At 57.8% G+C, this 11,727-nt stretch carries 9 protein-coding genes and 1 pseudogene; 5 read left to right on the top strand and 5 right to left on the bottom strand.

Going from position 1 to position 11,727, the window contains the following annotated elements:
• Window positions 1-12: 12 nt before the first annotated feature.
• Both P406_RS20755 and katB read right to left on the bottom strand, forming a co-directional pair.
• Entirely contained in the window at window positions 13-588 is a 576-nt protein-coding gene (locus P406_RS20755) for an ankyrin repeat domain-containing protein (protein ID WP_003412261.1), read from the bottom strand.
• 60 nt (window positions 589-648) lie between these two features.
• Entirely contained in the window at window positions 649-2,154 is a 1,506-nt protein-coding gene (katB, locus tag P406_RS20750) for a catalase KatB (RefSeq protein WP_003344123.1), read from the bottom strand.
• Between the two features lie 575 nt (window positions 2,155-2,729).
• Between katB and P406_RS20745 the strand changes: the two genes are divergently transcribed.
• The 4 genes and pseudogenes from P406_RS20745 (at window position 2,730) to P406_RS20735 (ending at window position 6,306) form a co-directional block, all read left to right on the top strand.
• Complete coding sequence (locus P406_RS20745; RefSeq protein WP_046237226.1) at window positions 2,730-3,455, top strand: GNAT family N-acetyltransferase; 726 nt, start codon at window positions 2,730-2,732, stop codon at window positions 3,453-3,455.
• 118 nt (window positions 3,456-3,573) lie between these two features.
• A pseudogene (locus tag P406_RS30580) lies at window positions 3,574-4,428 on the top strand (MCP four helix bundle domain-containing protein); the annotation flags it as partial.
• Window positions 4,423-5,286 carry a methyl-accepting chemotaxis protein gene (locus P406_RS30575; RefSeq protein WP_442439551.1) on the top strand — a complete coding sequence of 288 codons (864 nt, stop codon included), beginning with the start codon at window positions 4,423-4,425 and terminating at the stop codon, window positions 5,284-5,286. The pseudogene P406_RS30580 and the gene P406_RS30575, both read left to right, overlap by 6 nt.
• A gap of 138 nt (window positions 5,287-5,424) precedes the next feature.
• On the top strand, window positions 5,425-6,306 hold the full coding sequence (locus tag P406_RS20735) for a CAP domain-containing protein (protein WP_046237225.1): 882 nt from the start codon (window positions 5,425-5,427) through the stop codon (window positions 6,304-6,306).
• Between the two features lie 87 nt (window positions 6,307-6,393).
• Here P406_RS20735 and P406_RS20730 read toward each other — a convergent pair whose 3' ends face one another.
• Complete coding sequence (locus P406_RS20730; RefSeq protein WP_046237224.1) at window positions 6,394-8,022, bottom strand: methyl-accepting chemotaxis protein; 1,629 nt, start codon at window positions 8,020-8,022, stop codon at window positions 6,394-6,396.
• Window positions 8,023-8,153: 131 nt separating this feature from the next.
• Entirely contained in the window at window positions 8,154-8,771 is a 618-nt protein-coding gene (locus P406_RS20725; RefSeq protein ID WP_046237223.1) for a TetR/AcrR family transcriptional regulator, read from the bottom strand.
• 184 nt (window positions 8,772-8,955) lie between these two features.
• On the opposite strand from P406_RS20725, the gene P406_RS20720 reads away from it, so the two are divergent.
• Window positions 8,956-9,477: a DUF3237 domain-containing protein gene (locus P406_RS20720; RefSeq protein WP_003412250.1), complete on the top strand. Its 522-nt coding sequence runs from the start codon at window positions 8,956-8,958 to the stop codon at window positions 9,475-9,477.
• A gap of 57 nt (window positions 9,478-9,534) precedes the next feature.
• Here the strand turns inward: P406_RS20720 and P406_RS20715 are convergent, their stop codons facing one another.
• Window positions 9,535-11,655: a TonB-dependent siderophore receptor gene (locus tag P406_RS20715; protein WP_082100885.1), complete on the bottom strand. Its 2,121-nt coding sequence runs from the start codon at window positions 11,653-11,655 to the stop codon at window positions 9,535-9,537.
• Between the last annotated feature and the right edge of the window lie 72 nt (window positions 11,656-11,727).

Genomic DNA, 11,727 nt, shown 5'->3' with positions numbered 1-11,727 from the left:
TTCCAGCAGCCGTCAGCGGACAGGCGGCGCCTGGAATTCACCTTTGGACAAGCCTTCCACGTCATTGCCCATGCTGTCACGAATGCTCAGGTCTGCGCCCTTGTCGGTCAGTTCCTTGAGCACTTCAGTACGTTTAAACAAAGCGGCGTACATGGCTGCGGTCTGCCCGGCATTGTTGGTGAGGTTAGCACCACAATCTGCCTGCACCAGGCGCTTGGCGATGCTCAGTTCACCTTTGAAAATCGCCCCCATCAGCGCCGTATTGCCGCGATTGTCCTTGGCGCAAGGGTCCGCTCCGGCGTCTATCAGGCGTATCACCGAATCTTCATGGCCGTGATAGGCCGCCAGAATCAGACCGGTATAGCCTTGTTCGTCACGGATGTTGAGGTCGTAATGAGCCTCGATAAACGTGTCCAGCATGGGGTTGTTGCCTTCGCGGGAAGCATCGAAAAACAGCGTGCGCAGTTGGCTGGCAGTCTGTTCGGCGGTCAGCTCTGAAGGCGGTGGAGTGGGGGTGGGTGTCGATGCCGGTGGTGTGGCGTTAGCGGCTGCGGCAAACAGCAGCAAGCCATAGATCAGATGCTTCATGGGCGTTCTCCTGACGGGAACCGTCCCGGCGACAAAGCACCGGGACGGGGTATCAGATCATCAGTCCTTGAGGCTTGCAGCCAGGGACTTGACCTTGCTCAGATCGCCTTTGGCGACTTCGGCTACCCGAGTGCCGTAGTCCGGATCTGCCTTGTACAGGTACGACAGCATGATGTTCTTGCTTTCAGTGTCGGTGTCGGCCAGCGACTCGCCAAAGCTCTGCACCAGGTCAGTCTTCTCTTTCGCGCTGTAGGAGCGATACAGATCACCCGCCTGCTTGAAGTTCTGCTCACGCGTGATCTTCGCCTGCTGGGTAGTGCCACTGAGTGGCAGCTGGCTGTAGCGCGCCTTGTCATCCGCTGGACGCGGTTCCAGACGGCTCGGCTCATAGTTGACGCCGCTGGTGGTGTGACCGGTATTCAGCGCACCGTCCTGATTGCCGTTGTTGACCGCAACCTTGGGCTGGTTGACGGGCAGGCTCAGGCCATTCGCGCCAAGGCGATACATCTGGGTGTCAGCGTAGGAGAACACACGGCCTTGCAGCAGACGGTCCTCGGAAGGTTCGATACCTGGAACCAGGTTGGCCGGGGCCATGGCGACCTGCTCGGTTTCCTGGAAGTAGTTATCGACGTTCTTGTTCAGGACCATCTGCCCGATTTTCTTCTCGGGAACATCCGGCCAGATCTTGGTGGCGTCCAATGGGTCGAAGTCGAATTTCGCCAGCTCTTCAGGCTTCAGAACCTGAACGTACAAGTCCCATTTCGGGAAATCACCCTTTTTGATCGCGCCGACCAGATCGTTGGTCAGGTGGCTGTAGTCCTTGGACTGGACCTGAGCGACTTCCTTGGGATCAAGGTTCTTGAGGCCCTGCAGGGATTTCCAGTGGAACTTGACGTAGTGCACTTCGCCCTTGGCGTTGACCAGTTTGTAGGCGTGTACACCGTTGCCGTCCATGAAGCGATAGCCCGCTGGGGTGCCCTCGTTCGAATACAACAGGGTCAGCGTACGGGTGGCTTCCGGTACGTGGGAGAAGAAGTCGAAGCGACGCGAATCGTTGTCCAGGTTGGTACGCGGGTCCGGTTTGAACGCGTGGACCATGTCCGGGAACTTGATGGCGTCACGAATGAAAAAGGTCGGGAAGTTGTTGCCAACCAGGTCCCAGTTACCGTCAGCCGTATAGAACTTGGTGGCGAAGCCGTGCGGGTCGCGCAGTGTTTCAGGCGAGTGATTACCGTGAACCACGGAGGAGAAGCGTACAAATACCGGGGTCTTCTCGCCGGATTTGAAAACGGTCGCCTTGCTCAGGTCGCTGATGTCGGCGGAGGCCGTGAACTCGCCTTTGACGCCAGTGCCACGGGCATGCACGACGCGCTCAGGGATGCGTTCGCGATCAAAGCGCTGCAGCTTTTGCAGCAGTTGCACGTCTTGCAGCAGGACAGGCCCTTCGGCGCCTGCGGTCTGAGAATTCTGATTGTCTCCGACGACGGCGCCATTGTCGCGGGTCAGGGTATCGGCTGCATAAGCGGTCGGAATAGTAATCAGACCGGCTGCAGTCAGACACACCATGTGTCTGGACCAGTTTAATAACGGCATTTTGAATCCCTCATATTTTTAGTAGGCCGGATTATCTTAGGCGCGTGAGGGAAATGCGGTGATTATAAAAATGTATCGGGGTGATTGAGATAAATACTCAGGCAAAAGGTGGACCCGGTAAAGAATGTTTGCACTGAATTCGCCCGGTGCATTGATGCCCGTTCAGACGTTGTAGATCACGTTATATATCCGTGTTTTCTCTAGTTCTGCATCCCTCTGAAATAAATAGATTTTTATTGAATGTCGACAGTCATTAAACGTGTTCGCTCGCCCCTCTTTCAGGTGGATGTGAATCATTATCAACTTTATTATTTGGTTACTGGCAGGTGGCTGTGGCTTGTGCTGGTACTATCGTACTGATAGTTAGGATCATCGTTCAGGTGGGTGGCTATTTGATATTCTTTTTTTCAAGTCATCGTATAAGTTGCAACTAAGTGTTGCGCTGCAGGATGCTGGCAATATGACAATATCGGTCCTGAATGCTTCGACGCGCTATCATGTGGCCACACCCTGTACAGACACACCTGTTAAATGGAGCCCCTTTTCCCATGCCGACGATCATGCTGCTACACACCCCGCCGCCGGAATTCATCCGGAGCCAGATCCAGCAGATGGTCGTCGATTACGTGACTGACATCAGCCTGGTAGCCATCGCGCCGAGCAACCCGCTGTACAACCTTTACCAGTACGGCGTGGGCTACGAGGTGCATTTGTACCTGAATGCCATGGATGGTTCGCAGCAGCTGACCGTGGAGCTGATCGTCGCGCTGGACGATGAAGACCCCGAAACCGTATTGGGTTTTTTGCTGTACCTGCCTGTCCAGGATGATCCGCAGGCCTGCGCCGTAGCCTACATGGCGGTGCGCGACAGCCACCGTCGTCAGGGCATCGCACGCTCGATGCTGGAGAAAATGACCAGTCGCTATCCGCACGCAGAGCTGTATTGCGTGGTCGGCAAAGTCGCGTATTTCGAGGCAATGGGCTTTCAGGTGCTGGGTGCGCGTGGTCCGCAGGTCATCATGAACACGCGTGATCACGGTACTGACGGCTTGCTTGCGGTCATGGATATCGCGCCGATCTACAACTCGGTGGAAGTGCGGCAGATTCACGCTTACCTGCTCAAACAGCACGGCAACAGCGCGATGGTCGACGCGGAGAAGCAACGCGACCGCCAGCTGGACCGCATGGCCTTTGAAGCGAGAACGTTCGCCGAGCAACGTCTTGGCAACAATGAGCTGGCAGACGACGCGTCAAAAACTTCGCGCCTGCACTGACAAAGAACGCAATGAGGCAGGACCGATAGAGAGCGTTGGCCGCACAAGTGCGACTGCCAAAGTCTTTCTATCGAAAAAAGAAGAGGTTGTGGAACGATCCAAATGAGGTGAAGTCACTATGACATCATCGCTGTTTGATCACCTCATTCCGGCACTGACACCACTCCTCATTCAGCAACAGGTAAGCCCCATGAACGTCCTGCGTCAGTCCAAGTTTTCCACCAAGCTGCTCTCTGCTTTCATTATCTGTGCATTGATTACGCTGGCCGTCGGTGCTTTGGGAATGGTGGGCGTGACCCGCCTGGCCAACGCCCTTGAGCTTACTTTTTCCAACAACCTCGTCTCGGTCAGCAACACCAATGAAGCGCTGACCAGCTTCACCGCTCACAACCGCGGGCTTTACCGTTTGCTGGATGCGCAGGATGGCGGTGTCTCCGAAACAGACAAGGATCGCGTTCGTCAGGCGTTGAGTGATGACCTGGCCCGTGCGCAAAAAGTGTTCGCGATCTACCGCGCCACGCCTCTGGAAGATGACGAGCGCGCCGCCGGTGACCAGTTGGAACTGATGCTGCCCGCTTACGTTTCGGGCTCTCAACAGGTTGTCGACCTGATGAAGGCGGGTAATTACGAGGCTGCCCGGACCCAGTTGAACAGCCTGTCCTCGGAAAGCTTTACCAAGGTGCGCAGTTACATGCGCACCATGATCGATTCCAACAACCGTCAGATCAAGGAAGGCGCAGCCGCTGCTGCCGACCTGAAGGCCAGTTCGGTATTGATGCTGGAGATTGGCGTGGTGATTGCGTTTCTGGTGGCCATCATGCTGGGCGTGCTGATTACCCGCATGATCACCCGTCCTTTGGCTGTCGCAGTCGCCAGTGCTCAGCGCATTGCGGGCGGTGACCTGACCCAGCCTATTGTTTCTAACAGTGGCGATGAGGCCGGGCAACTGTTGGACGCGCTGTCCGACATGCAGGGCAGTCTGAAAAACACCATTCAACAGATTGCCAGTGCCTCGGACCAGCTGGCTTCCGCTGCCGAAGAACTGAGCGCCGTCACCGATGAAAGTACCCGCGGGCTGACTCGCCAGAACGACGAAATCCAGCAGGCGGCAACAGCCGTCAATCAGATGACTGCCGCAGTGGAAGAAGTGGCGCGCAACGCGGTGTCCACGTCCGAGGCTTCGAAGTCTGCGACAGACGACGCCGTCGATGGCCGTGGTCAGGTCGATCACACGGTCAAGGGCATCACCACCATGGTCCACGAGATCACCGCGTCCACTGGCGCTGTCTCCGAGCTGGCCGGGCATGTGCGGGAAATCAGCAAGGTGCTTGACGTGATTCGCAGTATCGCCGAGCAGACCAACCTGCTGGCCTTGAACGCCGCCATTGAAGCTGCGCGTGCCGGCGAACAGGGTCGTGGTTTTGCGGTGGTGGCTGACGAGGTTCGGGCTTTGGCGCACCGTACCCAGGCATCGACCGTGGAAATCGAAGGCATGATCAGCACCGTTCAGTCGGGCGCCGACGGCGCGGTTGCGGCGATGGGCAAGAGCCTGTCGCTGGCCACCAACACGCAGGAACTGGCGCTGCGTGCGGGCGCGGCGCTGGAGAAAATCACCCTGGGTGTAGCCACCATCAACGAGCGCAACCTGGTCATTGCTTCCGCCTCGGAAGAACAGGCCCAGGTGGCCCGCGAGGTAGACCGCAACCTGATCAATATTCAGGACCTGTCGACCCAGAGCGCTGCCGGTGCCAACCAGACCAGCGCGTCCAGTCAGGAGCTGTCGCGACTGGCCACCTCGTTCAACTCACTGGTTGCCAACTTCAAGCTGTAAGTCGTCCTCACGAGGCATTGTCTGGCGCACGTCTGGGCCCGATCGGTTGTTAAATTCCGGTCAGGCATAAAAAAGGCGTTGCGCCCGACCGGGTCATTTCGCGCATCATAGGCGGACTCAGCCCGAGAGAGACTTTTCATGCCTGTCATTCATTACCTTCTGCGCCTGTCACTCCCGCGAGTGTCGATAGCCTTTCTGGCCGTGTTGTGCTCTGGCGTGTTTGCCAGTGCTGCACTGGCCGGCGACGAGACGCAATTGATCGAATCCCTCAATGCCTATCGCGGCCAGGCGCAGCGCTGCGGCGAGCAGGTGTCCATGGAACTGCCGCCGCTGACCAGCGATGCGCGTCTGGTGCTGCCGGCCAGTGGCAATCTGGACCTGCAACAGGCGCTGACGCGTGCTTCCTACCCGATGGTCACCGTGCAGGCGATAAGCCTGTCCGGTCCGAACAATGCAGACGCTGCACTCAAGGCGGTTCTGGAGAGTTTCTGCCGCGTGGTACTGGACCCGCAGTTCGTCGACATCGGTGTCAGCCGCGAAGGACGAGACTGGCGTATCGTGCTGGCGCGCTCGCTGGTCGCGTCGCGTCTTGGCGACTGGCAGACAGAGGGGCAAAAGATACTGGAAATGATCAACAACGCCCGCACTCAGGCACGCCAGTGCGGCACACAATCCTTCGCCGCTACCACGCCGCTGGCCTGGAACCTGGTACTGGGGACCGCTGCACAACGTCATTCCCAGGCGATGGCCAATCAAAACTTTTTTGACCACAAGGATCGTGACGGCCGTACACCTGGCGACCGCGCCGAACTGGCCGGGTATGTAGGTCAGCAGGTGGGGGAGAACATTGCCGCCGGTCAGGACAGTGCGCGCAAGGTGGTGGATGGCTGGCTGCTGAGCCCGGGCCACTGCGCCAATCTGATGAATCCGGATTTCCGCGAGCTGGGTGCAGCCTACGCGATGGACCCGAAAAGTGACGCAGGGATTTACTGGACGGCAATGTTCGGCACGCAGCAGTAGCGTCTAACGCTGCGCAACGGCTGGCAAGCCTGGGTAGATCATTCGACAAGGAAAGATGCCGGGAAGCGAGCTTCCCGGCAGAGGGGCTTAAACGCGGAATTGCTTGGTGAGACGGTTCAGGCTTGAAGCCAGGGTCGACAGTTCGGCAGTGGCGATGGCCGTCTGATTGGAGCCCTCGGATGTCTGGCTGGACAGATCACGAATGCTGACCAGGCTTCTGTCGACTTCTCGAGCGACCTGAGCCTGTTCTTCAGCTGCGGTGGCAATCATCAGGTTACGTTCATTGATCTGGCTGATGGATTCGGTGATTTCCAGCAGCGCCTTGCCGGCGCCATTGGCCATCTCCAGCGTCTTGTGGGCCTGAACGCTAGTCTGCTCCATTGCGCTGACGGCATTGCCGGTACCGGTCTGAATCGAGCCGACCATCTGCTCGATTTCTCGGGTCGATTGCTGAGTGCGATGCGCCAGTGCCCGGACTTCGTCCGCAACCACCGCAAAACCTCGTCCGGCTTCACCTGCGCGGGCCGCTTCGATGGCCGCGTTGAGCGCCAGCAGGTTGGTCTGTTCGGCGATGGCGCGAATGACATCCAGCACCTTGCTGATATCCGTCGCCATGACGGCCAGGCCCTGTACCTCGGTGGAGGTGATCTGCACCTTGGAAACCATCAGGTTGATCGCCGTGACGGTCTCATCGACCTGCGCGCGTCCGGCCATGGCTGCAGTGCTCGATTGCGAGGTCACTTCCGATGCCGATGCGGCGTTACTGGCCACTTCTTCCACCGCCGCGCTCATCTCGTTGACGGCCGTGGCTGCCATTTCGATCTCGTTGGTCTGGCGCAGAATGGTGCGCGATGCATCTTCCGTGACTGCATGCATTTCCTCGGAGGTGGCCGCCAGCTGGGTGGACGAGTCGCCGATCAGGATCAGGGCATTGCGCAGGTTGGTTTGCATGGTGGCGAGTGCGGCAATCAGTTTCGCCGCCTCGTCAGTACCATGTTGCGGGATATCCTTGCTCAGATCATTAGTGGCAATGCGTTGCGCGATACTCAACGAATCGCCAATCGGGCCCGTCAGACTGCGGGTGTACATCCAGGCAAGGAGCAGCGTGGTAATGACGCCGACGGCGATGAAAATACCCACCATCCACAATGTCTGCTCATAGGCAGCCTGAGCGGTAGCGCCAGCTTTCTCGGCTTTGCCGTCGTTGATGCCGATGAGTTTCTTCATCCCGGCTTCAACCTGATCGGCCGCGCTTTTCATTTCACCATTGGAGGTTGCCACTGCGGCTTCCAGATCGCCAGCCGCCACCGAGGCCAGGTAGCGGTCCTGTGCCAGCTGATACCCGGCCTGTGCCTGAGACAATTCATCGAATGCCTGGCGCCCTTGCGGAGTCACGATCAATTTGCCGAGTGCGTCAAAATAGCCGGCGATCAGCGAGCGAGACTGCTGGATATCGCTGAGCGCCTTGGTCTTTCGATCCTGCGGTTCAATCGGATTGCGCACACGGGCGTTGTTGCCGCGGATACTGACAAACTCCCGATCAATCGACCCGAGCTGTTTTATGCTCGGAAGCACATTGGTCTCGATGAATTTTTCCGCCGCATTGAGCTCGGCCGCCTGACGCAGGGCGAGCAGGCCCAAGGCAATGATCATCAGGCAGAACACGCCGAAACAGAGCGTCGAACGGGCGGCCAGGTTGAGTTTTCGCAGGATCATAGTGTTTCTCCGAAGGGGTAATCAGCTATCGCCCTCATTCGGATTAACTTGGCTGTAAAAGAGTAACAAGGTATTTCAGAAGGGTTGCAATATCGGCTCTTATCAGGACCGCTTGGTTCTGTTATGCGGACTCAGCGTTCCTCCATACCCAACATGAAGGTATCCACTGCGCGTTCGACCATGGCGCGAATTTCTTCGATGCTCAGCGGCATGGGCGCCTGTTGGTAAAGGCGAATGTCGGTCTCGGCAGTCAACAGCGAGGTCAACTGCAACGCGGCGATGTGCGGATCGGTTTCACGCAACTGGCCTTTTCGCATTGCCAGAGTCATCAGTGAGGTGACTGTCTGCAGGCACTGGCTGGGGCCGGATTCGTAGAACATCATGCCGATGTCCGAGTGCCCGGACTCGGCGACCACCATGCGATACACGGCCAGTGCCTTGTCATCATTGATAAGCACCATCAGCATGCGCTCCCCGAAGCGCGTGAACAGGGTGCGCAAATCGATCGGTTTGTCATCCTGGATCACCAGCTCTGAAACCGCGTCGGCCAGATGAGCGGTTGCGAGCCTGTTGACCACGGCAATGAACAGTTCTTCCTTGGAGGGAAAGTAACTGTAGATCGTCGCCTTGGAGCCACCCATTCGTTTGGTGACCTCATTCATCGAGGCACGCTCGTAGCCCATTTCGAGGAAGACACTTGCTGCGGCATCAATGATGGCCTCGCGGCGAGCTTCAGTACGGACCTTCATTCATATCCTCAATTCTCCAGTGGGCAGATCGTGTGCAAAATTCTCTAGACTGGAACTGAACCGTTCGGTACGATTTCAGTCGACTCCGTGGAGCTTACTGGAAAAGCAGGCGTAGATAAATGCCGATGGACTGCACCCGGCCATTCGTTGCCCGAATCCATTCAAAGATGGAGTGAACAGTTCTATGACCATTATCGACTTCAACAAATCCGTCAAACGTGCTTTTCGTAGTAATACGGCAGCCGCTCCTCAGCTGGAAAAAATGCTGACCGTGATTCTGAAGACCGATGCTCCTGTGCTCATGGGGATATGCAGCGACGGACTGCGTAGCAACAGCAATGTAGTGGGCGGGGAATTTTACGGCGAAAACTTCAGCGGCTCGGTACTTTCCGGCGGTAGCAATACGCTGGTTGAGTTGTCATCCGAGCTTGCCTTTCTGGAAACCCGTTTCACGTTAGTCACCCAGTTGGGTGAAATGATCAACGTTGAAAGCAGAGGCGCTCTGCTCGTTGACGAAACGGGCCAGCACGAATTGCAGAACGGAGTATGGCCAATCAGCGAAGGCCATTATCAGTGCACCTGCACACCACGCTTTCAGGTCTCTCTGGGCCCTAACGAGTGGCTGGAGAAGAGCGCATTCATCGGCAGGTTCGAATACCTGTATGGCAATGAAGCGCTGATCAGCTTTTACCGAATTAAGTTCTGATACATCCCTTCAAGTGCCACCGAGCAAGCCCGCGCAGGCCTGCTCCGTGGCAACGTCTTAAAACGTGACGCTGGCGCTCAGGCGTGCGGTGCGCGGTTCACCCACATTGACCTGCAACTGGCTGCCGGTGCTGGAAGGGTAGTACTGCTTGTCGAACAGGTTATCCACGTTCAACTGCAGGCGTGTTTTATAACCGGCCATTGGCACATCCCAGCGCAGGAACGCATCAGCCACGGTATAGCTGCTCATGTAGAACGTGTTGGCATCGTCGCCAGCGCGTTCGCCGACGTAGCGTGCGCCGCCACCTGCGTGCCAGTCCCCCAGACCGGACGGGACTTGCAGGTGATGGGTGAGGTATAGGCTGGCCGTGTGCTTGGGGGCCTGGCTCAGACGATTGCCCTTGTTGCTTGGATCATCCAGCACTTCGGTGTGGGTGTAGGCGTAAGTGCCGATCATGTCCCAGCGCTCGGCAATTCGACCGGTCACATCCAGCTCTATGCCTTGTGAACCTACCTTGCCGGCTGCTTCGCTGACACCGGTCACGCCGGTAGGAGTGACGACGTTTTTCTTCTCGATGTCGAATACCGCGAGGTTGAAGTCGAGTTCCGGTGCCAGTGCATATTTGGCCCCGACTTCGTAGCTGCGGCCCTCTTCCGGGTCGAAGGTGGTGCCGTCATCGTTGACGTCATCGTTGGGTACGAAAGAGCGGCTGTAGTTGCCGTACAGCGACAGGTCCTCATTGACCTTGAACACCAGACCCGCCATCGGCAGGAATATATCGTCGCTGGTATCCAGGTTCACCGTGCGGTTCACGCCCAGTCCCTGTTTGATGTACTGGTCATAATGCTGATAGCGGCCACCCAGGACCAGAATCCAGCGATCATCGAGGTGCCAGTTGTCCTTGAGGTAAACGGACGACGAGTTCAGTTGATTGCTCAGGTTGCTGGTGGTCGCACTGACGACACTGGGCTCCGCCAGGCCGCCATAGCTGGGCGAAAAGATGTTGAAGCCGTTCTGCGCGGTGTTGCGGTAGGTCTTGCCGCGGTACTTGTCGGAGTCTTCCTGCTCTGCGCCGATCAGCAGATCATGTTGCTGGCCGAATAACTCCTGCTTGCCGATGAAGTCCCAGCTGGCATAACGCGTTTCGTAATCGTAATGGCCGCCATTGGCCTGACGCCGCAGCACGCCGCTGCTGGACAGCGTGCTCGGCTGGGCAATCGAGAGGCTGTAGCGGTCGTTGTTCCAGCCGTAGGTCAGGCGGGTTTTCCAGTCATCGCTGAGCTGGTACTCGAAGCGCGCGGTCGCGGTTTCGCTGATGCCGACGGTATTTGCCCATTTTTCGTCCAGGCGCTTGTCGTAGCTGATATCGGCCGGGTGACCGCCCGTGAACACCGTGCCACGGTCGAACGGGCTGACGTAGTCGTTGTATTCGTAAGCCAGCGTCAGGCTGGCGCGCTCCCCGGTCCAGGACAGCGACGGTGCGACCAGCGTGTGCTGGTCAACGCCATAGTTGCGCCAGTAGTCCTCGCTCTGACGCTCGGCCACCAGGCGGTAAGCCAGCCCCGAGTCGCCCAATGGGCCGGTGGTGTCGATGCCGAAACTGCCGCCGCCTTCACTGTACGCCGAGCCACTGAGCGTGGTGCTTTGCACGTATTGCGGCTGTTTGCTGATCACGTTGATCACGCCACCTGGCTCCATTGCTCCGTACAGCAGCGAGGCCGGGCCTTTGAGCACTTCAACGCGTTCGGTCGTGGCACCGAAATTTTTAGACACCACCGAGCGCACGCCGTCACGCAGCACCGAGCCATCATCGTTGGTGCCAAAGCCGCGCTTGACCAGCGAGTCCTTGGTGTTGCCGAGCGTATTGCCCTGGCTGACGCCACTGACAAACTTCATGGCATCGTCTAGCGAGCGCACGTTGTAGTCGGCGATGGTCTGCGGTGTCACCACGTTGACCGACTGCGCTTCTTCCTTGAGCGGTACATCGCTCTTGCTCGCGGTACTGGCGCTTTTGGCGCTGTAGCCTTCCTGTGTTTCGGTCGCGGTTGCCGACACCTGCGTGGCGGGCAGCGTCGCGGTTTCGGCTGCATGCACTGCGCCGCCGGAGAACATCGCCAGAGAAAGCGCGGACAGCAGAAAAGTGCCGGGGCGGCGAGGGCATTGGAAGGAAGTGCTCAAGGGAGATGCTCTGCTAGGACGTTAATAGCAATAATTGTAATTTGATATTAATTCTCATGTAAATAAATGATT

Source organism: Pseudomonas syringae pv. coryli str. NCPPB 4273 (genome assembly GCF_000972175.1).
GTDB classification, from domain to species: domain Bacteria; phylum Pseudomonadota; class Gammaproteobacteria; order Pseudomonadales; family Pseudomonadaceae; genus Aquipseudomonas; species Aquipseudomonas syringae.
Note: the sequence above shows the minus strand (reverse complement) of the source record. Positions and strands in the feature narration are given on the sequence as shown.

Excerpts from the sequence above, each read along its gene's own strand:
- katB (WP_003344123.1), bottom strand. The coding sequence starts at position 2,154 with ATGGTGTGTCTGACTGCAGCCGGTCTGATTACTATTCCGACCGCTTAT.
- P406_RS20730 (WP_046237224.1), bottom strand. The coding sequence starts at position 8,022 with ATGATCCTGCGAAAACTCAACCTGGCCGCCCGTTCGACGCTCTGTTTC.
- P406_RS30575 (WP_442439551.1), top strand. The coding sequence starts at position 4,423 with ATGCAGGGCAGTCTGAAAAACACCATTCAACAGATTGCCAGTGCCTCG.
- P406_RS20755 (WP_003412261.1), bottom strand. The coding sequence starts at position 588 with ATGAAGCATCTGATCTATGGCTTGCTGCTGTTTGCCGCAGCCGCTAAC.
- P406_RS20735 (WP_046237225.1), top strand. The coding sequence starts at position 5,425 with ATGCCTGTCATTCATTACCTTCTGCGCCTGTCACTCCCGCGAGTGTCG.
- P406_RS20745 (WP_046237226.1), top strand. The coding sequence starts at position 2,730 with ATGCCGACGATCATGCTGCTACACACCCCGCCGCCGGAATTCATCCGG.
- P406_RS20725 (WP_046237223.1), bottom strand. The coding sequence starts at position 8,771 with ATGAAGGTCCGTACTGAAGCTCGCCGCGAGGCCATCATTGATGCCGCA.
- P406_RS20720 (WP_003412250.1), top strand. The coding sequence starts at position 8,956 with ATGACCATTATCGACTTCAACAAATCCGTCAAACGTGCTTTTCGTAGT.